The following is a 23,936-nucleotide window of genomic DNA, read 5'->3' as shown; positions in this document are numbered from 1 at the left end:
AAGCGAAAGGTTACTGGCATTGAGTAGGTTAGAAATTATTGATTCCGAAGAAGAAAAAGAATTTGACGATTTAGCCGAATTGGCTTGTTACGTATGTGGAACGCCGGTAGCTCTTATTAGTTTTATTGAAAAGGAAAGACAATGGTTTAAGTCTGCAGTTGGTACAAATTTAAGGGAAACTCCTAGAGATATTGCTTTTTGTTCTCACGCCATTTTGGATGAGCACGGTCTCATGGTAGTTCCTGACAGCACACAAGACTACCGCTTCCTGGACAACCCGCTCGTCACTGGCGACACCAACATACAGTTTTACGCTGGCGTGCCCTTAAACGTGGATAACAGCTTTCCGGTAGGAACGCTCTGTGTGCTGGATACCAAGCCCAACATCCTCACAGAAGAGCAGAAAGAAGCCTTAAGGAAAATATCTAGACAGGTGATTAAACTTTTGGAGCTGAGAAAGAAGAATTTGGACATTAGAGACACTGCTAACGCCAACGAGAAACTTTTAAAAGAAGAGATAGAACGTCATACAGAAATCCTGAAACACAAAAATATAAAGCTAAGCCAGCTTAATGCAGAAATGGAGCAAATGGTTTATATAGCTAGCCATGATTTAAAGGAACCCATAAGAAAACTGAAAATTTATGCCGACATTTTAGGAGAAGACACTACCGATAAGGAGAAGCTGAAGAAGTTCTTGCCCAAGATTCATAATAGTGCAGATAGGGCCTATAATCTAGTGAACGACATCCTAGATTTTGCCAAAATAAATTCCTTTGAACTGGTAAAGAAACCCTTGGATTTTAACGAAATCATGGAACAGGTTTATGAGGTCAATAGCGAGATTATCAATGAAAGCAATGCCGTTATTTCTCATGAAGGTTTGCCGGTTATTATGGCGGATGAGAGTCAAATGATTCAGCTGTTTGGTAATTTGATTCAAAATGCCATTAAATACTGCGAAGGCGTTCCGCGTATAACTATTTCGTCCACCATCTCAAAAGAAGCGGCACCTAGTGAGGAAAGAGAGATGAAGAGCTTTTATAAAATACAAATGACTGATAATGGCATTGGTTTTGATATCAGTCATAAAGAAAAAATCTTTGATTTCTTTCAAAGACTTCATAGCAAAGAAGAGTTTAGTGGTACTGGAATAGGATTGGCTATTGTGAAAAAAATAACCCAAAATCACGGTGGGCTGGTGAAAGCTGAAAGTATAACGGGTGAAGGGTCGATTTTTAGTATTTATTTACCGGTTTAGCTTCGGTTTCTTCCTAATGAAATTTACATTTCTTTAGGAAGAATTTGTTTTTGAAACGATGTTCTTGGGTTTCAAGTTAATCTCACAAATAATTAAACCCGGAATATGCGTTGGGGAATCGTTATGAGTTTTAAAGTGCAATAAATCAGATAATTAAAGGAAATTGGCATATCCATTCGACATTAGCTCAGGGTAAACGTTATGGTGATTGAGTTTAAAAGGTTTACGTACTGATTTGAAGCAATTTAGGTACGGTCCCGATAAAATCGGGAGATTGCCTAATGCGGATTAAATTTACCTGCTAGTGATACAAAGTCAACGGTGCTTTGACGTTGCTTAATCGCCAAATAACGGATCGTTTAAAATCGGTTTTTTTTTAATTCTCGAACTTATAAGGCTAGGAGGCTTGAAGTAATCGGGTATGTAATCTTTGTTACAAATATCGCTAAACTTAAAACTTACCTTTGATAAAGAAATAATTAATTTCATCAATTAAAGTATTAAATGAGTATTAAAAATGCAATCGGATTGGATCAAGAAAAGGCGAAACATTTGGCAGAAAAGCTCAATGAGCTTCTAGCAAATTATTCTGTTTTTTATCAAAATACAAGAGGCTATCATTGGAATATAAAAGGCGACAAGTTCTTTGAACTTCACATTAAGTTTGAAGAATTGTATAATGATTTGATTTTGAAGATAGATGAGGTGGCAGAAAGGATTTTAACCCTGGGTCATACGCCTAAACATAATTACTCTGATTATAGGTCTATTTCCCAAATAAAGGAAAGTGTTCAAGTAAGTGACGGAATGGTGGCGGTTGAAGATATTTTAGGCTCGTTCCAGACCATAATAATACTTCAAAGAGAACTGCTTTTAATTGCTGCCGACGCCGAGGACGAAGGTACAAATGCCTTAATGAGTGACTATATTAGGGTGCAAGAGAAATTGGTTTGGATGTATTCATCGTTCCTCAATATATAAGTTAAGAAACGTGTTAAATGCTCTAGCTTTAGAGGAAAATTAAAAAAACTAAACTGTCAGAACAGCAAAATTACTGGGACAGCATTTATGCTACAAAACTTTCTAACGAAGTAAGTTGGACACAGGACGTTCCAAAGACTTCGCTCGACTTTGTTCATTACGCAAACTTGGACAAAACTGCCAATATTATTGATATCGGTGGGGGCGATAGCAAACTCGTTGACTTCTTGTTGGAAGAAGGCTATGAGAATATTACGGTGCTTGACATTTCAGAACAAGCTTTAACAAAAGCAAAGTTACGTCTTGGCGGGAAAGCGGATAAAGTAAATTGGATTGTTAGTGATATCATCGACTATCAGCCTACCACATCGTTTGACTTTTGGCATGACAGAGCTGCTTTTCATTTTTTAACAACTGAGGAGAAGGTGGTGAAATATATTTCAACGGCCAGACAAGCAGTAAAAGAAAATGGCTTTGTAACAATAGGAACATTCAGTAAGGATGGACCCAAAAAATGCAGCGGATTAGACATCAAGCAATATGATGAAAATACTTTAACGTCTGAGCTTCAAAAAGGTTTTAAGAAAATTAAATGCGTAACCGAAGACCATAGGACCCCCTTTAACACAACTCAAAACTTTTTGTTCTGCTCCTTCAAACGTCATGATTAAACCGTAATTTGCAATACTAGACTAGACGGATGTATCATGTAAAATACCATGGAGATATTTGAAAATATAAGTCGATGGATGCTTGCCCATCCGGTTTCTACCGGCATTGCTAAATACCTGGTTTGGGCTGTTTTTATATTACTAGCCATTGCCTTTTTAAGACAGCTTTTAAGAAAAAAGCTACCCGATACGGCCGTTCGTTATAAATCTCAAAAAGCGATAGAGATTTTCGGTTACCTAATTCTTGTTATCATCACCATATCATTTTTTACTGGAAACATTAAAGACTTTGGATTAGCCATTGGCTTTCTTACCGCAGGAATTACCATAACCTTACAAGAATTAATTTTAAGTATAGCGGGCTCCTTTTATATTTTCTTTGTTGGTGTTTACAAGCCTGGAGACCGGATAGAAATTAATAATATTAAAGGAGATGTGATTGACATTGATAGTATTTATACTACTATGATGGAAATTGGAGAATGGGTCTCTAGCGATAATTACAGCGGAAGAATCGTAAAACTGAGCAATGCATTTGTGTTTAAAGGCCCGGTCTATAACTATTCCAAGGATTTTCCATTCGTTTGGGATGAATTTAATCTGCCGATAAGATATGGCTCAGATATAGAATTGGCAAAGACTATTGTGGTTCAAATTGCCTCAGAAACGCTATCTGAATATGTTTCACAATCCATTTCGGAATGGAGCCAAGTGGTTAATAAATATTATATTGAAAATGCTGTAGTAGATCCTACCTTAGCCATTACCATGACCGATAACTGGGTTCAGTTCAACCTTCGATATATTGTAGACTATAAAAAAAGGAGATACACTAAGAACATACTAAATGAATTGATTGGCAAAGCCATTCAAAAAACAGAAGGCAAAGTACAGCTGGCCTCTGCCACTTTTGAGATTGTTAGCGTTCCGGTTATTAATGTTAAAAAGGAATAATACCCATCCTGAAATTAGGCTTAATTTGGATAACGTTAGTTCAAGGGTTTGAAGCTTTTTTGGCAGAAGCTCATTACTTTTAAATACACAACGGGTCAGCGTTCGGGTTTTACATCGAAATAACATGGAAATTGAAAAAGAAAAATACCTTTTAGAGCTAAAAGCAGCCTTTAATAAGTTATCCAAAATATCTGAAAAATCATGGTCGCTTATAGCCTCAATTGTACACTTTCAATGCGTGAAAAAAGGAGAACTTGTATTGAGAGCTGGGCAAACAGCGAAACAAGTACATTTTGTATGTAAAGGTGTTTTCCGAACCTTCTATACCGACGACCAAGGGAATGTTTACACCAAAAACATTTTCCTCGAAAATAGCTTTCCTGCTTCCAAAGTCTCCCTTCTTCTTTGTGCCCCTTCGTACTTTTCTATCGAAGCTTTAGAAGATGCCATCATTATAAATTTCAATTTTGAAGCCTACAAGAAGTTAATTGAGGAAAATGAAGATTTAAAAGACTTTTACATTTCCTATATCGAGCGAAATTGGATCATAGAAAAGGAGCAAAAGGAAATTTCGTTGGTGATGGAAAACGCCAGCGAGAGGTACTTAAAACTACTGAAAAAGCATCCTGATTTAGAGAAACGCATTGCTCAGCACCATATAGCGTCCCATCTTGGAATTACACCCACCCAGTTAAGCAGGGTTAGAAAAGCTTTAAAAAAATAACTAAATCAACATATGTAAATGCACAGGAGGAATCAACGCACCAACTTTGCGTGATGAATCAATTCACATTATCCGCGTTAGCTCTTCTTGGTGGTGTTTTTTTAGCTATCCAAGGTGGCTTAAATGCACATCTAGGCGTCGTGCTTAAAAATCCATTTTTGGCATCTGTAGTTGCCTTTTTTAGTAGCAGTATTTTTGCTATGCTAATGGTTGCGTTTAGCGTTAAAACGTTTCCGCCCATCGGGCAATTAAAAGAGATTCCGTTTTATTTATGGTTTACGGGAGGCTTTTTTAGCGTACTGGGCATTAGCATTTACTACTACATTATTCCCAAATTAGGGGTGTCTACTATGATTTCTTTTGGCTTGTGCGGACAGCTCGTGTTTGCGGTTATTGCAGGGCATTATGGATGGTTTCATTTGCCGATAGAGCCTATTACCTACAAAAGAATGGCAGGTATAATGGCCATGATATTCGGAATATTTTTAATCAATTGGAAATGAAAATAAATCAAAATATTAAAAATTTGACTTCTTTATGGGAAAAAGCCAGTAGGTACAATAATAGCCTGACATCCTCTGCCGCGTTTAACTATGCTACCATGGAAAACAGGAAATGGCCCAATAGGTTATGGTTTCATGCCGATTTAGATGAGGACGCTGTCTTGAAGGCCAAAATCCAGGTGATTTCTTCTTATCCAAACCTTGTCATACCTTATTGGGATATTTATGGAAACAATTCAAGTCGGTTTTTAGAACAAAATGGATTTGTAAAACACTTTGAGCAAATAGGGATGTGTCTTGAAATGTATAAACCATTTGAAATACAAGGGAATATCGACATCAAATTGATTGTTACTGAAGATGACGCCATACTTTGGAGCAAGTTATTCACGGCATCTTTTGGTTACGAAATTCATCCTGATATTCTCATCAATACGCATGAAAATATCAACTATTATGTGGTTTATTATCAAGGCGGTGCCATTGGCACGGCCATCACCTATCAGACGGGAAATATTACAGGCTTTCATTCGATCGGCATTATTCCAGAAGGAAGACGTAAGGGACTTGCCGATGAACTCATGAAAGTGCTATTAAACATATCGATAGAAAAGAAAAGTGAATATGCAACACTTCAAGCCTCTGCCATGGGAAGAGATTTGTATATTAAATTAGGATTTGAAGAACAATTTTTGATAAAGAATTACGCCTTAGATTCCAATTATTTAGGGTAGAAATTAGTCCTGATAGCCATCATAAGGTTTTCTAATATTATAGTTCGGGTTAAAAAGCTAAGATTAGCATGATATGAAATAAGGACCCATTCAATAGGGAGTTAATCTGGTCGTTATAGCATAAGATTTAATTTTTTTGGTCAAGGATCAATTTCTTGATTATAGTGGTTCTTATGAGTTAAAAGCGGTTATTTGCATATGCACAGATTTTGAAGTCAACCCATTATTCGGATTAAATCAGTACATCAACAGAAAATAATAAAAGTATTAGCTTTAATAATTAACAAACCATGGACAACTATACCATTTTTAAAATTGACGGTGTTGAAAAGAGTTTCTCTATTGAGAATGCACCAGAATTCAATTTCGGTCAAAACGAAGTGCTTTCAACAGAAACCATGGACGTTGCCTTTAACCAAAAATGGTATAAGGAAGGTTTTTCTGAAGTAAATTTTCTTAATGAAAAGGAGTTTGAATCACTAAAAGAAGGACTCATAAGAAGCATCGGCAGTATAATAAGTCAAGAATGTTCTGTGAACTTAGATGGCTTTAACTTAGAAAACTACCACCACTATGTTAAAACCGATGCGGAACATTTTAAGGTAGTTACTAGAACAAGAGATTTGTTTTCTGCCGATTTTAATTTTCCGGTGGAAGAGATATTACCACGTTTAGTTAAAATACTGAACTTCAACTTAACAGATATAGACCCTAAGACCGGGGATAAATTACATATCATAGTACGTATAAATAGACCAATGTCTAAAGACTATAACCCACCGCATAAAGACATTTACGAGGGTGTGGATAATAGCAACTATATACCTCAATTTATTAATTTTTGGATCCCGATTGCCGGTGTGACAGAAAAATCAAATTTACCTTTAGCACCCCAAAGCCATCTTATCAATGAGAATCTGGTTGAAAGAACTTTTGAGGGCGGTAAAATAGAGGGGAATAAGTATAGGGTACGTATGATAAAGACTTGGAATGGCGACAATGCTCTGGCTAGGTCTAAAGTGAAATATGGTGAAGTTTTAATTTTCTCTTCTCATTTAATTCATGGCTTAGCAGTTAATGATGAAATGGATAAAACTAGAGTGGCCCTAGAATTTAGGCTTTTCAAGTCGGAAGAGTAAGGACGTTTTGGTAGGATATAAATAAAGATACGAATCCATAAGGTTTTGGCTGTGGGCAAATTTCAAGAAAACATTCGCTCAATTTCAAACCTCATGGTTGGGGAGATTTTGGCATTGATGATCCCCCCCAATTCAAATTAAAAGTCGTGATGGAAGCTCTTAAGGAGCGTCAGACGTTGGCCGAATTGGCTCAGAGGTTTGAACTGAGCCCACAGTAAATTAGCACATGGAAACGAGAGTTTCTTAACAACGCTGAAACCGTTTTCGAATCCTCCAAGAAGGATAAAAGAAGTAAGCCAGAAATTGAAAAAGAAAATCTGCTTAAAACGATAGGTGAGTTGAAAGTGGCCAATGATTTTTTAACGAAAGCCTTGCGTTAAAAAGCGTTGCTGAGCGTAGAAGTTTGATAAGCAGGCATCACCCTAAGCTCAGTATACAAAAACAGACTGCCTTACTGAAAGTGTCCAGATCAGGGTTTTATTACAAACCCAAAGGCGAATCAACGTTGAATTTAGAGTTGATGGGATAATGGATGAACATTACCTGAGTCACCCTTATAAAGGTGCTCCAATGATGCATGCCTGGCTTAGAGGCTTAGGATATAAAGTGAATATCAAGCGAATAGAGAGGCTCTTTTACGGAATTATGGGTCTGAGAGCTGTTGCCCCTGGTAAGCACACCACAAAACGTAATCCTGAGCATAAGCCCTATCCATATTTGCTTCGTAACCTAAAGATAGAGCGAGTTAAACAGGTATGGGCAACCCGATATCACTTACATCCCTATGGCTAAAGGTTTCATGTATTTAACAGCCATAATAGACTTGTACAGCAGATATGTGGTGAATTGGAGTGTGAACAATACCATGGACGCTGAATGGTGTGTAGATGTTCTACAAGAAGCACTTACCTTGCATGGAAAGTCAGAAATCATCAATACAGATCAGGGTAGCCAATATACTTCTAAACAATTTACAGAATGTATTAGGCCAAAAGCTAATGTTGAGCATGGATGGCAAAGGAAGAGCCATAAATAACGCATTCATAGAAAGACTATGGAGGAGCACAAAATATGAAAAGGTGTATCTTAATCCGCCTAAAGATGGTGTTGATTTAAGCCTACAGATGTTGGACTATTTTCGATATTATAATAATAAAAGGCATCATTCAAGCCTTGCTTATAAAACTCCGATTGAATTCTACTTAAACAATATGGAGTATGTTGACAACAAGGCACTTATGAATTTACAATCAAACTTATTAGCAAAAAAGAAAAATAAGGACTCTAAAACAACAACAATAGTTTTATCTTAATTATATTAGTTTACTGTCCTAAAGATTGGGTGATGATCATACAATGGTTTCAGTCAAGATTTAATTATTGAAATATAATACCCATTCGCACTTACACGAATCTACATATAGTTATCACTTATATGTTAATAAAACTTAACTCAAAAGCTTATCCGTTACTATCGGAAGGCTTATTCTTATCTTCGAAAAATTAACCTTTGTAGCCCGCACTTTGCGTAGTTTCAAATTGTTGGTCGGCATATAAAAACAAGACATACAGATAATGAAAAACTTACTTAAGTTGCTAATAATGACACTGCTAATCGTAGGATGTGCCAAAAATAAATCGAAATCACAAGAACTTACAACTGGTTCTGAAACCATAGAATATAATGGAACAGCAAGTGTTACCCAAGGGATAGCTACCACGAAAACGGAAGATATTTATTCTTGTGAGCGTGGAAGAAAGACTGATGTTGGAGCGATCACTTCTACCGATGGTAAAAAATGGACTGTGCCTGCTCAAACAAATTATACAAACATTGGCTTTCCATTTTCAGGAGATTTATTTAATTCCTGTGAAGGGAAGAATTATAGAACAGCAAAAGAGGCCCTATCCAATTTTGATGATTCCAAAATTATAGAAATTGACGAAGAAGGCGAGATTTTTACAGCCTTTATTTTTGCCGATAACTACTTTGAAATGTATGTGAACGGCGTTCCAGTTGGAAAAGATAAAGTTCCATTTACGGAGTTTAATTCTAGCATAGTAAAATTTAAAGCCAAAAAACCATTTGCCATAGCCATGAAGTTGGTGGATTGGGAAGAGCACCTTGGTGTGGGTTGTGAAGCCAATAGAGGTAAAGCTTTTCACGCAGGAGATGGCGGAATGGTGGCTGTTATTAAAGATGAGCAAAACAATATTATCGCAACAACTAATGAAAACTGGAAAGCACAGACTTTTTACACAGCACCCATTAAGGACTTAAATTGTGTATCTGAAGATGGTAATTATAGATATTCAAAAAATTGCGATATCAATGGAGGTCAAGATGGAACTTCGTTCTATGCTTTGCATTGGGAAACTCCCACTGATTGGATGAAGACTGATTTTGATGATTCTAATTGGCCAAATGCAGGCACCTTTACAAACCAAACCATCGGTGTTGATAATAAGCCTTCGTACACCAACTTCACTTCTATTTTTGACGATTCTAAAAATGATGCCGAATTTATATGGTCTACCAATGTGGTCTTAGATAATGAAGTTTTAGTACGCTATACCGTTAAATAATGATTCATTTATCTAGCAACATAAATTAGCAACCACGAAATGAGAAAAAGTCTAGTATTTATTATCGCAATGATGACTTTGTTTTTAGGGAATTCTTGTACTTATAACAAAGAAGTTTCTTCTTATAAATATGATGATTTTAAAACCATCCATCCTGATTTTAAATTGAATAGTAAGGCTGTAGCTGATGGGAAATTATTAAAAGCTTTTAAGTGTGAAGAAAAAGTAGCTGGTGTAGAAAATTCTATCCCACTATCTTGGTCTAATGTACCTGAAGGCACAAAATCTTTAGCTATTGTGATGTATCACTACCCAAAGAAGGATGATAAATCAGAAATAAATTCATATTTTATTCTATGGGGTATCAACCCTTCTGTGTCTGAAATTCCCTATAAAATGGCTAACAACCCTAGCTGGTATATGGGATCTAATAAAGATGGAACAGCCATTTCTTATACCTCACCTTGTTCTCGCGGACACGGGGAACATAAGTATACTATTGCTCTATTTGCATTGTCAGAAACACCAAAGTCACTTCCTGAATCTAATTCTCTTGCTGTTGATTTAAACACATTTATGAAAGCCATTTCTGATGATAACATAATTGACATAACAACTTTAACTTTTATAGATTCTAATTAATGAAAAAGATAGTATTCCTATTAACAGTTCTGTTTTTATCCTTTCAAGTTTCTGCTCACGAAGGCGGGCACGGTTCAACAACGAAAGTTTGGCATTTTACAAATAGTGAAATGAACTTAAAAGCTGAATTCATTGAAAAAATTGACGAAAGCGTGTATCTAATGAATGATAAGCACAAAGTTGTCATCTTCAATATTTCAGACTTTACAAGTAAAGAGCAACAGTATATTTTAAATAAGGCAAATTGGATTAGTAACAAAAACACTTCACAAACAAAGCCTCAATTATTTTCAATAAACTATGCTAAAATTCTAATTTATTTTGGTATTGCCTTGATAATGTTTTCATTCTTCAAGTTTAGGAAAAAGAACGACTCTGAAATTTTTGCTTTAAGTTTAATCGGATTTGCTTTTGTTATTATGGGTTGTAAAACCAATCCTTCATCAAAAGGTATCCCAATGGCAAAAAATGACGTTTCATATTTAAAATCTATTTTTGGCGTTTTTGACAAAGTGACTACACGCTTCGATAATAAATATTTCTACATAGAATCAAACGGAATACCTGAACACGAAATGATGACAGGCATAACCAATTGGCAACAACAAGTTCCTATTAATCACGATTATTCAGGTAATAATGCTTGGGCAATTCCTTTGCAACCTGAATTAGCTGTAAACCCGCTATCGACAAAAGATAATTTTATGAAAGGAGCCATTGCTATTTCTGCGAATGGAATACCAATTTTTAACCCTTTAAACAATCGTGGCGAAGATGCAAACGCCATTGGAGAATTAGACAAATGGGGCGGACATTGTGGAAGAGCTGATGATTATCATTATCATTTACCTCCTACGCACTTACAGTCTAAAGTAGGTAATGACAAACCGATAGCGTATGCTTTAGATGGTTTTCCTGTTTACGGAGAAACTAAAGAGCCATTAGACGAAAATCTTGGACGTTTTACTACAGACAGTTCATATCAATATCACGCAGTTAAAGAATATCCCTATCTCATAGCAGCTATGAAAGGGAAAGTTGAATTCAATCCAAGAACTAAAGCACCAGAAAATGAAATTATGCCACAAGCAAAAACTAGAGGAGTTCGACCTGATTTAAGACCGCTACGTGGTGCTAAAATTATTGATTTTAAGAATCCGAAACCTAAAGAATACAGCTTGAAATATGAGGTTGAATCGACTATTTATACGATAAATTATGGTTGGGATAACAAAGGAAATTATAATTTCGAATTTATAAACCCAGACGGAACAACGACAAATTCGACATATAAGAGGGAATAAAAACTACCTCCCAATAAGGCACATGAAAAATAGCGTTTTAGTGCTTAATTCAAATATAGTCAGCTAGTAAGAATCTGGTCGTAATCCATAAAATTAGTGTGAAAACTCCGCGACTTTTAAAATGAAGCCGTTAACTTCGAGTAAGAAAAAATGACAGACACCACTCTAAGGGGCATATGGACTGGCGGAAGTATACTTGATTTTTTTTTGGATATATTGAAAGAATATTTAGATTAATTGTAAGAACAATTTCACTTATGAAAACCTTACCACCAGGCCAGAGAGCATCAGATATCTTCCCGAGATTCGGACTTCCAACATATGCCAATCGTTTCCCTAAAGAAGTAGATAAAATAAGGTTTTCGATTGGAGGCGATTTGGAGGAATTTGAGATATCTGAAGAATTGATTTTGCTCCCAAGAACAAATCAGGTTTCAGATTTTCATTGTGTAACAACTTGGAGTAAGTTGAATCTCAACTGGAGTGGGTATAGGTTCAATGATTTTTACGCAGCATTGATCTTACCTAAAGTGTCAAAAGAAATAACTTTCGTGGTGCTTAAGGCTCAAGATGGATATAAAACTAGTTTGCCACTAAGGGATTTGATGCAACAAAATGTCTTGCTTGCTGATAAACTTGATGATCAACCACTCAGTTTGGAGCATGGAGCACCAATCAGGATTGTTGCTCCAGACCATTATGGCTACAAAAATCTAAAACACATAAAACGCATAGAATTTTATGCTGAAAAGCAAACTGTGAAACAGGGTATCCTAAGCTTTATGGATCACCCGAGAGGAAGGGTTGCTAATGAAGAAAGAGCGAGCAAAGGACTTGGCATTATTTTCCGATGGCTATATAAGTTTAGAGTAAAAGGTACAATTAGAGACTTTGAAAAGTCAACTGCCGAATATAGAGCCACATTGAAAAATAAAAACTAACAATATGTAAATCATCCACGTGTTGGAGGTTATAGATACTGGGTTTAAAGAATCGTGATATACTAATTAAAATACTATTAATGAAGAACTTATATGCCTGTTTTTGTTTAGCAACAATCCTTTTCTCTTGCAATGCAAAACTAACAAACAATAAAAAACCAAATAGTTCGTCTCACGCTTATTTATCATCCTATAAAGCACCAGTTTTTACGCAAGATGATCGAATAGAAAAGATTAAGCAGATTGCTCCTGAGTTAAATAAGTTAATAGAAGAACATGCCAAGGCAAATAATATACCTGGTATTGCTTACGGTATTGTTGTTGACAACGAGTTAGTATTGTCATCTGCCACAGGGTTTATAAACCTGGAGAAAAAAACACTTGCTACGCCATTATTAGCTTTTCGAATTGCATCTATGACTAAAAGTTTTACAGCCATGGCTATTATGAAACTTAGAGATGAGGGGAAATTGGATTTGAGTAATCCTGCCAGCCAATATATTCCTGAAATGGCTAAGCTCAAATACCTAACTAAAGATACCCCTATTATTACCATTGGAAACCTCTTAACAATGACTGCTGGATTTCCAGAAGACAATCCATGGGGTGATCGTCAATTAAATGAATCAGATAAAATGTTGATTGATCTTATGGAAGAAGGCGTATCCTTTTCTAATTCTTCCTCTTATAAATATGAGTATAGTAACACAGGATACGCCCTCTTAGGTAGTATTGTGTCAAGGGTTTCAGGTGTTCCATTCCAAGAATATATTAAGACCAATATCTTAGAGCCATTAGGCATGGAGCACACTTATTGGGAATATGATAGTGTGGATAAAGAGCAATTGGTAATGGGATACCGCAGGGAAGAGAAACAATGGAAGTTAGAACCAATGCTTCATGATGGAGCCTATGGTGCCATGGGTGGATTGATAACTTCAATAGATGATTTTAGTAAATATATAAGTTTTCATCTTTCTGCCTGGCCTCCAAGAAATGATAAAGAAACCGGACCGGTTAAAAGGAGTACTCTTCGGGAAATGCAAACACCACAATATGCGGAGCTGAATGCGAAAGATACTGACTTTAGTGGCGAACCTTGTGCCGTAATTTCTGGATATGGCTTTGGACTAGGCATTACCACTTTTTGTAATGGTTTAAAACAGGTGGGTCACGGTGGAGCACTTCCTGGCTTTGGTAGCGATTATCGATTTTATCCTGAATATGGGATTGGTATTATGGCTTTCTGTAATCTTACTTATACCGCTGCTTATCCTAGAAAAAAAATTGGAGAATTGTTGTTTGAAAAAATTGGATTAATGCCCAGACAGCTGCCTGTATCCGATATTTTAATAGAAAGGCAAGAGCAGATCATAGAATTGATCCAGAATTGGAATCCGGAACTTGAAACGAATCTTTTAGCCGAAAACTTTTATATGGATAAATCACGTGCGTTTCGTATTTCTGAAACACAAGAGATATTGAATAAGGCTGGAGCTATTCAAACCACAAACGAGGTAGAACCCAATAATCAACTAAGAGGGCGTTTCAAGGTGCAAGCAGAAAATGGAGTTATAAATATCTTCTTTACACTTACACCAGAAATATACCCAAAAGTGCAGCAATTGGATATTTCATTTCAGGCGAGTGAAACAAAATGATTCTTTGGAGCATATGATGAGTTGTTAAGTATAGCGTTTGGCGGTATTTGACTACCTTTTAGAGGGTTTTACATCTGTATTTTAAGCACGCTCTATGTTACTCGTCTGACCGAATAATCAATTTATAGCTGTAATCGTTTATATCCGTTAAAAACGGTTATTTGCATTACAGCGTTAACTATATCCAATGGTTAGCTCCACGATAGTAAACAAATTGAATTAATATGCTCGAACTATTATCAGGATTAAGTGCTTTTGCCGGAGTATTTGCATTGATATCCCCAAAGACACCGATAGCAAAGAAATTGTTTAATAGAATAGGAATTGACAATGAAATTCTAATAAAGCAGAATAGTACTTATAATAAAGTCTTACTGTTCATTACAACTTCTATGATTCTGTTAACAATTCTCTCTATTCTCCTTTATTTAGATTATTCCAAGTTTGTCTTAATCGTTTTATACATCATCATGTTTTCTGGATTTTTTACTATTCTATCTATTTGTAGTAGGATTGTAGATAAAGTTCAAAAGAAAACTGAAATTAAAAAAAGAAGGTTCTTTACTTCTATTGGGAATAAACCAATAATGATACTTTTATCAACGATGTTAATTTCATTATTATTACTAAATACCGCACCAACAATCTATAACAGTAATGAGCTGAGCAAATTGTATGAGAACCTTCAATTTTACGATTTTCCATTACACTCATTGATTTCGAACAAAGAAAATTCAAAAGAAGAGTTTGCAATAAAATATGAAAACATTGTTAAGCTTACTCAGAAATCTCAATTGTTACAGGATTATGAACGATACTACAAGGAAGGTATAGAATTTAGTTGCGACACCACATCTATTGGAACGAATCACTCTAAAGTTAAAAGGGATATGTTTTTATTCTTGTGCCATAATTTTGATGAAGATTTTAGACAAATATATCTTCGGCAATTTCAAAATTCATTTTTTGGTAGAAGAGCTGGCTTTTCCCCTGAATCGTATCCATTGAATTGGCTGATTAAATCAACGGAGTCGCAATCTTATAAATTAAGTAGACTGATTTTAAATATTCGACTGATCCTTGCAAACACTTATTTATACCTAGCGAATAAAACTAAATCAGTCCTAAACGCTTTATATGGAGTTCTGATTTTATCTTTTTGTTATTTTGGCTCTGTTAGAATCTATAAGTACAATCGAAAATATGATAAGGAAACTACTAGTCCAAAATTTATTTTCTATTCAATATATTCACTCATTTCAATGCTTATATTCATATGGTCAATATTAATCTAAAATGAGAAACACGACAGCAAATAATGTACATACTTAAGCTTTCCTTTAGTCAGCCTCTACTTGTGCTAACCGTCGCACCCAATGCAAAAACTAATTGCAATTCCTGGTTTTAAAAACAAAATTGACAGATGACTAATCATTTTTAATATCCAATGCTATTTCAAATATTGATGATAAGGAAAGTTTTCAACCCTATTTAACTCAAATTGTGGGTTTATTCAAACAGTTTGGTGGCAGTGGAATGAAACTATGAAAACTATAGAACAGGAAATGAGTAATAAATGCGATGGTAGTTTTTGAATTTCCAAGTGCCCATCTGTAAAAAAATGATGTCAAGAGAAGAATTTAACGCCTTAAACGACTTGAGTAAAAAGCCTACAAACAAGAAGTGGATTTAATGATATTTGAAGCACTTGAAAAAAACACAGCTAAAAAATGTATAAAAAAATAGCCGAAACGTAGTAAATTCAAGGGTTGTAGCCAGATTCAACTTTTGTGTAACTTAACTGGAAAGTGTCATAAAATTGGCTACTACTCTTATAATCAACAATACCTGCAAACCAAAAATAATGAATGACACTAAACAAAAGCAGGAAAAAGTGACAAGATATTATGACAGAATTGCAAAAATATACGATTTGATTTCTTCCAAATCTTATTACAGCAAACCGAGAGACTTAGCTATAAAAGAACTGAATTTGGACAAGAATCAAAATGTCTTGAATATTCCGTGTGGAACTGGACAAAACTTCGAGTATTACCAACATTATCTTTCAAACACGGGAACAATCATTGGAATAGATTTATCTGATGGTATGCTTGAAAGAGCACAGAATAAAATCGACAAAAACAAATGGGAAAACATTCAGCTTTTTACCGCGGACGCTACCAAAATTAATACGGAATGGATTAGTATAAATATCAAACAAGATTTAAAATTTGATTCCATTCTATGTGATTTAGGACTTTCCGGATTTCCTGAATGGGAAAAGGTAATTGATAACCTTATTTCATTGCTAAAACCAAATGGGAAAATAGTAATAATGGACTGGTATATTGACAAACCTAGTCTGAGAGGCAGTTTTATTAAGTGGATTGGGAAAGGAGAAATCAATCGACCTTTGTATCAATATTTGGAGAATAAAGTAATAAATTTCAAACTCAACAATACTTTTAAAAAAGGAGATGTGTTTGTTGCTTCAGGAACTAAAAAAGAATAAAACCAGCGGGTAACCGTTTATCTGAGAAATAGGTGTAATAGTCATAAATCGCTGCACTTTACTCGTATCAAACTTTGTGCTTATTCGAAAATTTAGTGCTTCGAAAACGCCTACTTTTCCTATACTAAGCATTAGCAGTCATTGTAATAGACAACCCTAAGCAGTAAATTATATCTTAACAAAATGTTCAACAAACTAAAAATATATTGTAACACTTTTGTACCTCTGACTGACAATGAACTAAGTCTTATAGACAAGTATTTCGAACTCAATATGCTTAAGAAAAAAGACTTTTTACTTCAGTACGGAAAAGTTTGCAATTTCATTGGTTTTATAGCCAGAGGCACTATCAGACATTTTCATATTAAAGAAGGAATGGAAAAGACCTGTGATATCTCTTTTGAAAATTCTTGGGTAACTGATTTTCAGAGCTTTACACAGCATACTTCTTGCATAATGAACTTGCAGGCTATGGAAGACACAACAGTTTTTATGATTCGAAAAGAAAACCTTCACAAACTTTACCATGAATGCACTAGATATGAGACGTTTGGCCGCCTGATGGCAGAACAAGTCGCCCAGAGAGCAACAGAAATTGCAATGTCATTATCATCTGATAAACCAGAAGAAAGGTTTAAGAATTTATTACTGAAGCAGCCAGACCTGTTTCAAAGAGTTCCACAAAAATATATAGCTAACTTTTTGGGTGTGAGTCCAGAGAGTTTAAGCAGAATTCAAAAGAGAATTCATAGCAAACAAAAATCTTAACTTAAGTCATCGTCTGTAGAAGCCTTGTCATAGCACTTTTGTATCTCATCTGAACAGGTTAAAAATGAAATGCAAATTATTCACTTTAATTATTACAGCAATGACAATCACAAATGGCTTAAAAGCACAGCAATTGGACTTTTCAAAAGTCCAAACCCATGAACATCAATTAGACGATGTTATGGAAATTATTGACACGGTGGCATTGAAAGTAAAACTCAAAGAGGTTAAAGAACAATTTCAAAAAGAACCAACAGAAATAAACAAAGTTCGTCTTGGGATTATCTACCACGAAACTGCTCTAAATCTTGGGTTCTTGGCGAAAACGAGTTTCAAGGGATACTCAAAAAAAAGTTATGATATTTTGAGTGAATTGTACCTTGACCCAAATGTAACAATTGAGTTATTGCCATTTATTACATCTTATAGAGCATCAGCACTTTCTTTGCTTGGTGGAGAAACGATGAAGTTGGGTTTATTGGGCCGTGCTTTTAAACTTTTTGATGAGAGTATTCAAAAGTATGGTGATGTGAGTTATTCCCCAGAATTTTTAAGAGGAAGCGTTGCAGAAAATTTACCTTGGTTTTTCTTTTCAAAAAGGAAATTTGCCAAAATTGATATGCAATCTATTATTGACAAACAGCTTGTAAACAGTGAGTTTGCCAATTGTAAAATTATGAGTTTTGTGTTTTGGGCTTGGGCAAATCAATGGCAAAGTGGTAAAAATAAAGCCCAATCATTGATTTATCTTGACAAAGCAATAGCATTAGACCCACATTATAAAGCAGGGCGACAAAGAGCAGAAGACTTAAAAGCTAAAATGATGACATGAAATTATAAACAAGGAATCTTATAGTATTGGGCTTCTGCAAAAAAAAAGCATTTCAAAACAGCAGGAATTGTAATTGTTTTAACCTTGACTTATCATTATACCGTCTTACAAGTGATTGATGAATAATTGTTTATCATTGTTATTCTGTCTTCTTGAATCAATGCCGACCAGAACCTTTTATAGTTAATCCGATTGAAGAAGCAGGATATGAAATAAAAGCACTTCTTCCTGAAAAAAATCCTAATGAAGAATTGAAGTAAAAACGATATGCAATACTATGACTTTAAAAAGTATGCTATCCACCAAAAACTTAATTAATGGGTATAAGTCTTTAAAACTTGACGTTTTTCGAGCAGACGCTTACGAAGGATTTAAGCTGTTTGACAATGAAGGGGGGCAATAAACCTTTGGAAGAGTTTAAACATCAAGTGAATGACTCAACAGAAATAAGAATTACGGAATTTGGTGAATACTTTTATGAGAGCAGCGAAAAATAAAAAGGCATGCTGCTAACAATTAGGCTCTAATGCAGCGAAGTTGGCAGTCTTTGGCAAAGCCAGTCAAACTTCGGCACTTTGCAAAGCTCAGCATAAATTCTTTGGAGTAGGTGACGAGTCTCCTAGGTTGAGCTGTAGCTAGATAAGACTTTTGGCCTTCTTTGACCGCCCTTTGAACATTCCAGTATGATATCCATCAAAGGACAATCATTCAACCCGTTTTATTCATTAGAAAATCTCCCGATAGTTTTATCGGGACTGAAGCTAAATTGCTTCTAATCAGTTTGTAAACCCATTTAAACTCAATCACCAGAACCCTTCGACAAAAAACTCAGGGTAAACCGCTATGATAATATCTTTTAAATGTCTGATTTATTCCACTTTAAAACTCATTACGATTCTCCAATGCCTAAACCGGGTTAAACAATTACTCCGTAGAAACCATGCTTAATGGCGTTTTTGTAAGACGTTTCAAATCAGTTAGTTCTGTTTTTAGATATGTGTTTCACTGCTGAATCATGAGAAATCGTGGAGGCTTTTCCACAGGAATAGGAATTTAAGCTTGTAGAATGAATGCTACAGTGCATTTTAAATCTATATCAAAGCTAAGAAATGAAAAAGTTACTTATAACCTTATTAATTGCAGCAGGTGCAGTGTCATGCCAAAGTACCAACAAAGCGGAAGAGACCAATACAGTAGAGGCCGCAGCTACTTCTGAGGCTGCAGGAACAGAGGAATCTAAAAATGTAAACAGAAAAGAAAAAGAAGACGGTAAAGTCTCCGACAGCTCTGCATGGGATAAGCTGTTGAAAGATCATGTAAGCAAAAGCGGCGAGGTAGACTATAAAGGCATGATGAAAGACAAAGAAAAACTAGACGGGTATTTGGCTGATATTTCGGCAAACGCTCCCGCAAAAAACTGGTCGGACGACGAAAAAATGGCTTATTGGATAAATGCATATAACGCTTTCACCGTAAAATTGATTTTGGATAATGCCGATAAAGGCATTACCAGTATTAAAGATATTGGACCCAAAAATCAGGTGCCCTTTATAAATACACCTTGGGATATCAAATTTATTGAGATAGAAGGAGACAAATATGATCTAAATAACATTGAACACGGTATATTAAGAAAGGACTTTAAAAAAGATCCACGATATCATTTTGCACTGGTTTGTGCTGCAGAATCGTGTCCTAGACTTAGAAATGAGGCTTATACTGCCAAGAAATTGGATAAGCAACTAGACGAGGAAGCGACATATTTCTTTAATAATGAGGCCAAAAATAAAATTAACGCTAATGAGGTAACCATAAGTCCTTTGTTTAAGTGGTATAAAAAAGATTTCGAAAGAGAGATGTCCATTACGGAATGGATTAATAAGTATTCTGATGATAAGATAGATAAGAAAATGAAAGACTTTAAGTATGCCGACTACAGCTGGAAATTGAACGGAAAATTCTAGATTAACTTTTTCGCGTTTTAGTTTAAGCAAGCCGTCTATGGAATTTCCATAGGCGGCTTTTTTAGTAACTTCCTCGTATCTTTGCATGTAGATTTATCTCTACACTTTATGGCACGGTACGAACTTTTAATTATCCTTGTATGTGTATATGTATTCTAAGACGCAAAAACAATAATGAGCAAACCTAAACCGCAGAAAGAAATCTTCTTAACAGAGAAACTAGACAAACGACTTTCAGAATTTAAAAGCGGGTTGGATTTCGTTTTTAGATTTTTTAAAGAGCTGGGTTCTGGTAATTTGGTTTGGTCGGAATTTATGAACCAATGCTATCAGGTGGGTTTAAAATCTTTACCATTGATTAGCTTAACGGGTTTTGTGACGGGCTTGGTTTTTACCCAGCAGTCTAGACCCTCGCTTCAGGAGTTTGGTGCTACATCTTGGCTGCCTAGTTTGGTAGCCATTGCTATTGTAAGAGCATTGGCTCCCTTGGTTACTTCCATCATTGCCGCTGGTAAGGTGGGTTCTAATATTGGAGCAGAGCTTGGTAGTATGAAAGTGACAGAGCAAATAGACGCCATGGAGGTTTCCGCCGTAAATCCATTTAGTTTTTTGGTGGTTACTCGGGTTTTAGCTACCACCATCACCATTCCTATTTTGTCGTTTTATACCGCTGCTGTGGCTCTTTTGGGTTCCTTTATCAATGTGAATATGAATGAGCAGACTAACTTTACAGCCTATTTGTTAGCGGCTTTTGATAGTATCGTTTTCTTGGATATTACCTCTGCTTTAATTAAAGCCATCCTTTTTGGTTTTACCATAGGTATGGTGAGTTGTTACAGTGGTTTTAATGCTGAAAAAGGCACATTAGGGGTAGGGAAAGCGGCCAATACCGCGGTAGTTAGGTCTATTTTCTTGATTTTTATTATAGAAATATTTGTAGTTCAAGTAACAAACTCGATAAGATGAAAAACGAAGTAATATCGATAAGCGGGTTATATAAGGCATTCGGGAGTTTGAAGGTGCTAGAAAATGCTGACCTATCTCTGGTCAATGGGGAGAATTTGGTGGTATTGGGTAAATCTGGTTCTGGTAAATCTGTATTGATTAAAATTATTGCGGGTTTAATAAAACCCGATGCCGGAAAAGTGAATGTATTGGGTTATGACATGACCAGAATTACAAAAGAAGAGCTTCTGGAACTGCGATTGAAAATTGGTTTCTGTTTTCAAAGTTCCGCTTTGTATGACAGTATGAGCATCAAAGAAAATATTGAGTTTCCATTGAAATATGCCCTGAAAAGAATAACTCAGGCCGAAATCAATAAAAGGGTAGATAGGGTACTGGAGGCGGTAGGTTTGGAGCAAACCAAAGATCAAATGCCAGCGGAGCTTTCTGGAGGTCAAAAGAAGAGAATTGGCATAGCAAGAACCATTGTGATGAACCCTGAGGTCATTCTTTATGATGAACCTACGGCGGGACTAGACCCCATTACTTGTGTAGAAATTAACGACCTTATGAATCAGGTCAAAAGAGAATATAAATCGAGCTCTATCATTATTACCCATGATCTTACCTGTGCCAAACAGACGGCAGATACGGTAGCGGTATTATTGGATGGTAGATTTGATCGAACTGGAAATTTTGAAGATATTTTTAATACAAACGCAGAAGAAGAAATTAAACAATTTTACGATTACAATTTCATCAGGAACGAAGTAATCCTATAAAAAAAAGAAAAATGGAGACGACTAAGAGAAATGCTAAAGTGGGCCTTTTTATGCTGATAGGCTTGATAATTTTTGCTGGAGTGGTATTGCTGATAAGTAATATGAGAAAGATTTTTGTCCAGACAATACCTGCGGTAGCGGTCTTTGAAGACGTGGCCGGACTAAACAAAGGAAACAATGTGTGGTTTTCTGGTGTAAAAGTAGGGACTGTGGCAGACCTAGAGTTTATTCCTGGAAAAGGAGTGGAGGTTACTTTTGAGATTGAAGAGAAATCTCAAAAGTATATTTATAAAGACGCCGACGTTAAAATTAGCACAGACGGTTTAATTGGAAATCCTATTTTGGTGATTAGTGCAGGAGATGTTAAATCTGGGATGATAGAAAGTGGACATAGGTTTAAAGTGAGCAAGGAAGATTCGCAGCAAGACATGATTAAAACCCTTCAAGAAAACAATAAGAATATTCTTGCCATCACAGAAGATTTAAAAGGAATTATGAGTGGTATTTCTGAGGGGCAGGGTTCCATAGGAAAGCTCTTAAAAGATGACCAGCTTTATAATAGTGTAAACCAAACGGTGGCTAAACTGCAGGCCATGGCTACAGACGCCCAGGGTTTTGCTAAAAACCTTAATAAATTTTCAGGAGATTTAAGCAATCCTAATGCATTACCATATCAGCTGACACATAATACCACCATAATGCCAGCATTGGAGAAGTCTACCGATAATCTTATGACAGGTACTGATGCCCTGAAGTCTACGCTTTCTGAGGCTAATTTATTAGTGACAGACGTTAGAAAGGACGTTAATCAAATCACCAATAATATTACGAACAATAAGAACAGTACTTTAGGTGTGCTTTTAAATGATAAAGCTTCGGGCGACAACTTAAAAACTACGCTGGATAATGTGGCATCGGGTTCAGAAAAATTAGACGAAAACTTAGAAGCTTTAAAGCATAGCATATTCTTTAGAAGGTATTTTAGAAAGCAAGCCAAAGCAAAAGAGGAGGCTCAAGAGGCCAAATTGGAGGTTCAGAAATAATTTCTTGATTTTTAAATCGTAATAAGATGACACTCAAAAACAAAACGGCCATTGTTACCGGTAGTAGCAGTGGAATTGGAAAGGCGATTGCATTAGAAATGGCAAGGAAAGGTGCCAATGTCATCGTAAATTATCGTTCTTCTGAAGAAGAGGCATTGGAGGTTTTGGCAGAAATTAAGCTGCTCACAGACGGGTTAGCCATCAAGGCAGATGTGTCTGATGAAGAACAGATGAAAGTACTTTTTGAGCAGACAGTGCAGAAATTTGGCAGAGTGGATATTGTAGTAGCCAATGCTGGTTTACAAGTAGATGCTCCGTTCTTAAAAATGGACTTGAAACAATGGCAAAAAGTAATAGATGTCAATCTTACGGGTCAGTTTATTGTCATGAATTTGGCTGCCAAACAGTTTATGAAACAAGAACATAAAATGGGTGAGGCTCGCGGAAATATTATCTGTATGAGCTCCGTTCATGATGTGATACCATGGGCAGGTCATGTCAATTATGCGGCTTCTAAAGGTGGCGTATCAATGCTCATGAAATCTGTGGCTCAAGAATTAGCACCTGAAGGCATTAGGGTAAACGCCATTTCGCCGGGTGCCATCAAAACCAGTATTAATCAGGCGGCGTGGTCTTCTCCAGCCAATCTGAAAGAATTAAATAAACTGATACCTTATAAAAGAATAGGACAGCCTATTGATGTGGCTAAAGCGGCAGTATGGCTAGCCAGTGTAGAAAGTGATTATGTGGTAGGGGAGACCCTGTATGTAGATGGCGGCATGACCCTTTACCCAGAGTTTAGCGATAACGGATAACTTAAAAACGTGCATACCAAAAGGCCTGCACGTTTTTTTGATTCGCTCACTTTAAGATTTATATAAAGCAGTATCCAGTGAGCACTTCTGCTTCGCTACTATTTTTCTTTATATCCTTTTTTCTACTTTTTGTATTTAGAGCTGCTATGGTAAATCCTAGAAAACCTAGGG

The 23,936-nt window shown here is 35.9% G+C and carries 25 protein-coding genes; all 25 read left to right on the top strand.

Annotation, left to right across the window (positions count from 1 at the left end):
• Positions 1-1,261 (top strand): GAF domain-containing sensor histidine kinase (locus ACTBZY_RS19810; protein WP_463048108.1); only part of this gene is annotated, 1,261 nt, incomplete at its 5' end.
• A 504-nt stretch (positions 1,262-1,765) separates the two neighbouring features.
• On the top strand, positions 1,766-2,242 hold the full coding sequence (locus ACTBZY_RS19805; RefSeq protein ID WP_463048107.1) for a Dps family protein: 477 nt from the start codon (positions 1,766-1,768) through the stop codon (positions 2,240-2,242).
• A gap of 167 nt (positions 2,243-2,409) precedes the next feature.
• Positions 2,410-2,913, top strand: a complete 504-nt coding sequence (locus ACTBZY_RS19800) for a class I SAM-dependent methyltransferase (protein ID WP_463048106.1) — start codon at positions 2,410-2,412, stop codon at positions 2,911-2,913.
• Between the two features lie 48 nt (positions 2,914-2,961).
• Positions 2,962-3,867 (top strand): mechanosensitive ion channel family protein, encoded by a 906-nt coding sequence (locus ACTBZY_RS19795; protein ID WP_463048105.1) that lies wholly within the window; start codon positions 2,962-2,964, stop codon positions 3,865-3,867.
• Between the two features lie 124 nt (positions 3,868-3,991).
• Complete coding sequence (locus ACTBZY_RS19790) at positions 3,992-4,591, top strand: Crp/Fnr family transcriptional regulator (protein ID WP_463048104.1); 600 nt, start codon at positions 3,992-3,994, stop codon at positions 4,589-4,591.
• A 53-nt stretch (positions 4,592-4,644) separates the two neighbouring features.
• Complete coding sequence (locus ACTBZY_RS19785; RefSeq protein WP_463048103.1) at positions 4,645-5,094, top strand: DMT family transporter; 450 nt, start codon at positions 4,645-4,647, stop codon at positions 5,092-5,094.
• On the top strand, positions 5,091-5,828 hold the full coding sequence (locus tag ACTBZY_RS19780) for a GNAT family N-acetyltransferase (protein ID WP_463048102.1): 738 nt from the start codon (positions 5,091-5,093) through the stop codon (positions 5,826-5,828). The genes ACTBZY_RS19785 and ACTBZY_RS19780 overlap by 4 nt, the downstream gene beginning before the upstream one ends.
• Before the next feature lie 290 nt (positions 5,829-6,118).
• A complete protein-coding gene (locus ACTBZY_RS19775) occupies positions 6,119-6,967 on the top strand; it encodes a phytanoyl-CoA dioxygenase family protein (protein WP_463048101.1) in 849 nt (282 codons plus the stop codon).
• Positions 6,968-7,495: 528 nt separating this feature from the next.
• Complete coding sequence (locus ACTBZY_RS19770) at positions 7,496-7,759, top strand: IS3 family transposase (RefSeq protein WP_463048100.1); 264 nt, start codon at positions 7,496-7,498, stop codon at positions 7,757-7,759.
• Complete coding sequence (locus ACTBZY_RS19765) at positions 7,752-8,003, top strand: DDE-type integrase/transposase/recombinase (protein WP_463048099.1); 252 nt, start codon at positions 7,752-7,754, stop codon at positions 8,001-8,003. The genes ACTBZY_RS19770 and ACTBZY_RS19765 overlap by 8 nt, the downstream gene beginning before the upstream one ends.
• Positions 7,975-8,280, top strand: a complete 306-nt coding sequence (locus ACTBZY_RS19760) for an integrase core domain-containing protein (protein ID WP_463048098.1) — start codon at positions 7,975-7,977, stop codon at positions 8,278-8,280. The genes ACTBZY_RS19765 and ACTBZY_RS19760 overlap by 29 nt, the downstream gene beginning before the upstream one ends.
• Positions 8,281-8,542: 262 nt before the next feature.
• A complete protein-coding gene (locus ACTBZY_RS19755) occupies positions 8,543-9,553 on the top strand; it encodes a hypothetical protein (protein WP_463048097.1) in 1,011 nt (336 codons plus the stop codon).
• Between the two features lie 39 nt (positions 9,554-9,592).
• Positions 9,593-10,195, top strand: coding sequence for a YbhB/YbcL family Raf kinase inhibitor-like protein (locus ACTBZY_RS19750; RefSeq protein ID WP_463048096.1), 603 nt, complete (start codon positions 9,593-9,595; stop codon positions 10,193-10,195).
• Positions 10,195-11,499, top strand: coding sequence for a YHYH protein (locus ACTBZY_RS19745; RefSeq protein ID WP_463048095.1), 1,305 nt, complete (start codon positions 10,195-10,197; stop codon positions 11,497-11,499). The genes ACTBZY_RS19750 and ACTBZY_RS19745 overlap by 1 nt, the downstream gene beginning before the upstream one ends.
• 257 nt (positions 11,500-11,756) lie before the next feature.
• The gene (locus tag ACTBZY_RS19740) at positions 11,757-12,440 is read left to right on the top strand and encodes a molybdopterin-dependent oxidoreductase (RefSeq protein WP_463048094.1); all 684 of its coding nucleotides are present in this window, start codon (positions 11,757-11,759) and stop codon (positions 12,438-12,440) included.
• Between the two features lie 80 nt (positions 12,441-12,520).
• Positions 12,521-14,101, top strand: coding sequence for a serine hydrolase domain-containing protein (locus ACTBZY_RS19735; RefSeq protein WP_463048093.1), 1,581 nt, complete (start codon positions 12,521-12,523; stop codon positions 14,099-14,101).
• Positions 14,102-14,325: 224 nt separating this feature from the next.
• Positions 14,326-15,396, top strand: coding sequence for a hypothetical protein (locus tag ACTBZY_RS19730; protein ID WP_463048092.1), 1,071 nt, complete (start codon positions 14,326-14,328; stop codon positions 15,394-15,396).
• A 569-nt stretch (positions 15,397-15,965) separates the two neighbouring features.
• Positions 15,966-16,616, top strand: a complete 651-nt coding sequence (locus ACTBZY_RS19725; RefSeq protein ID WP_463048091.1) for a class I SAM-dependent methyltransferase — start codon at positions 15,966-15,968, stop codon at positions 16,614-16,616.
• 183 nt (positions 16,617-16,799) lie between these two features.
• Entirely contained in the window at positions 16,800-17,384 is a 585-nt protein-coding gene (locus ACTBZY_RS19720; RefSeq protein ID WP_463048090.1) for a Crp/Fnr family transcriptional regulator, read from the top strand.
• A gap of 100 nt (positions 17,385-17,484) precedes the next feature.
• On the top strand, positions 17,485-18,216 hold the full coding sequence (locus ACTBZY_RS19715; RefSeq protein WP_463048089.1) for a hypothetical protein: 732 nt from the start codon (positions 17,485-17,487) through the stop codon (positions 18,214-18,216).
• 1,109 nt (positions 18,217-19,325) lie between these two features.
• Positions 19,326-20,180 carry a DUF547 domain-containing protein gene (locus tag ACTBZY_RS19710; RefSeq protein WP_463048088.1) on the top strand — a complete coding sequence of 285 codons (855 nt, stop codon included), beginning with the start codon at positions 19,326-19,328 and terminating at the stop codon, positions 20,178-20,180.
• Positions 20,181-20,354: 174 nt separating this feature from the next.
• The gene (locus ACTBZY_RS19705; RefSeq protein ID WP_463048087.1) at positions 20,355-21,146 is read left to right on the top strand and encodes an MlaE family ABC transporter permease; all 792 of its coding nucleotides are present in this window, start codon (positions 20,355-20,357) and stop codon (positions 21,144-21,146) included.
• The gene (locus ACTBZY_RS19700) at positions 21,143-21,907 is read left to right on the top strand and encodes an ABC transporter ATP-binding protein (RefSeq protein ID WP_463048086.1); all 765 of its coding nucleotides are present in this window, start codon (positions 21,143-21,145) and stop codon (positions 21,905-21,907) included. The genes ACTBZY_RS19705 and ACTBZY_RS19700 overlap by 4 nt, the downstream gene beginning before the upstream one ends.
• 11 nt (positions 21,908-21,918) lie before the next feature.
• Positions 21,919-22,950, top strand: coding sequence for an MlaD family protein (locus tag ACTBZY_RS19695; protein WP_463048085.1), 1,032 nt, complete (start codon positions 21,919-21,921; stop codon positions 22,948-22,950).
• 26 nt (positions 22,951-22,976) lie between these two features.
• Positions 22,977-23,765 (top strand): glucose 1-dehydrogenase, encoded by a 789-nt coding sequence (locus ACTBZY_RS19690; protein WP_463048084.1) that lies wholly within the window; start codon positions 22,977-22,979, stop codon positions 23,763-23,765.
• Positions 23,766-23,936 lie beyond the last annotated feature (171 nt).

It is taken from the genome of Arcticibacterium sp. (genome assembly GCF_055134445.1).
This window is presented reverse-complemented; position numbering and strand designations above follow the sequence as displayed.

Bases quoted from the DNA above. Each gene is read 5' to 3' on its own strand.
- ACTBZY_RS19715 (WP_463048089.1), top strand. From the start codon at position 17,485: ATGACAATCACAAATGGCTTAAAAGCACAGCAATTGGACTTTTCAAAA.
- ACTBZY_RS19770 (WP_463048100.1), top strand. From the start codon at position 7,496: ATGGATGAACATTACCTGAGTCACCCTTATAAAGGTGCTCCAATGATG.
- ACTBZY_RS19795 (WP_463048105.1), top strand. From the start codon at position 2,962: ATGGAGATATTTGAAAATATAAGTCGATGGATGCTTGCCCATCCGGTT.
- ACTBZY_RS19690 (WP_463048084.1), top strand. From the start codon at position 22,977: ATGACACTCAAAAACAAAACGGCCATTGTTACCGGTAGTAGCAGTGGA.
- ACTBZY_RS19700 (WP_463048086.1), top strand. From the start codon at position 21,143: ATGAAAAACGAAGTAATATCGATAAGCGGGTTATATAAGGCATTCGGG.
- ACTBZY_RS19720 (WP_463048090.1), top strand. From the start codon at position 16,800: ATGTTCAACAAACTAAAAATATATTGTAACACTTTTGTACCTCTGACT.
- ACTBZY_RS19705 (WP_463048087.1), top strand. From the start codon at position 20,355: ATGAGCAAACCTAAACCGCAGAAAGAAATCTTCTTAACAGAGAAACTA.
- ACTBZY_RS19790 (WP_463048104.1), top strand. From the start codon at position 3,992: ATGGAAATTGAAAAAGAAAAATACCTTTTAGAGCTAAAAGCAGCCTTT.
- ACTBZY_RS19775 (WP_463048101.1), top strand. From the start codon at position 6,119: ATGGACAACTATACCATTTTTAAAATTGACGGTGTTGAAAAGAGTTTC.
- ACTBZY_RS19725 (WP_463048091.1), top strand. From the start codon at position 15,966: ATGAATGACACTAAACAAAAGCAGGAAAAAGTGACAAGATATTATGAC.
- ACTBZY_RS19735 (WP_463048093.1), top strand. From the start codon at position 12,521: ATGAAGAACTTATATGCCTGTTTTTGTTTAGCAACAATCCTTTTCTCT.
- ACTBZY_RS19805 (WP_463048107.1), top strand. From the start codon at position 1,766: ATGAGTATTAAAAATGCAATCGGATTGGATCAAGAAAAGGCGAAACAT.
- ACTBZY_RS19755 (WP_463048097.1), top strand. From the start codon at position 8,543: ATGAAAAACTTACTTAAGTTGCTAATAATGACACTGCTAATCGTAGGA.
- ACTBZY_RS19710 (WP_463048088.1), top strand. From the start codon at position 19,326: ATGAAAAAGTTACTTATAACCTTATTAATTGCAGCAGGTGCAGTGTCA.
- ACTBZY_RS19760 (WP_463048098.1), top strand. From the start codon at position 7,975: ATGGATGGCAAAGGAAGAGCCATAAATAACGCATTCATAGAAAGACTA.
- ACTBZY_RS19745 (WP_463048095.1), top strand. From the start codon at position 10,195: ATGAAAAAGATAGTATTCCTATTAACAGTTCTGTTTTTATCCTTTCAA.
- ACTBZY_RS19750 (WP_463048096.1), top strand. From the start codon at position 9,593: ATGAGAAAAAGTCTAGTATTTATTATCGCAATGATGACTTTGTTTTTA.
- ACTBZY_RS19730 (WP_463048092.1), top strand. From the start codon at position 14,326: ATGCTCGAACTATTATCAGGATTAAGTGCTTTTGCCGGAGTATTTGCA.
- ACTBZY_RS19780 (WP_463048102.1), top strand. From the start codon at position 5,091: ATGAAAATAAATCAAAATATTAAAAATTTGACTTCTTTATGGGAAAAA.
- ACTBZY_RS19765 (WP_463048099.1), top strand. From the start codon at position 7,752: ATGGCTAAAGGTTTCATGTATTTAACAGCCATAATAGACTTGTACAGC.
- ACTBZY_RS19695 (WP_463048085.1), top strand. From the start codon at position 21,919: ATGGAGACGACTAAGAGAAATGCTAAAGTGGGCCTTTTTATGCTGATA.
- ACTBZY_RS19785 (WP_463048103.1), top strand. From the start codon at position 4,645: ATGAATCAATTCACATTATCCGCGTTAGCTCTTCTTGGTGGTGTTTTT.
- ACTBZY_RS19740 (WP_463048094.1), top strand. From the start codon at position 11,757: ATGAAAACCTTACCACCAGGCCAGAGAGCATCAGATATCTTCCCGAGA.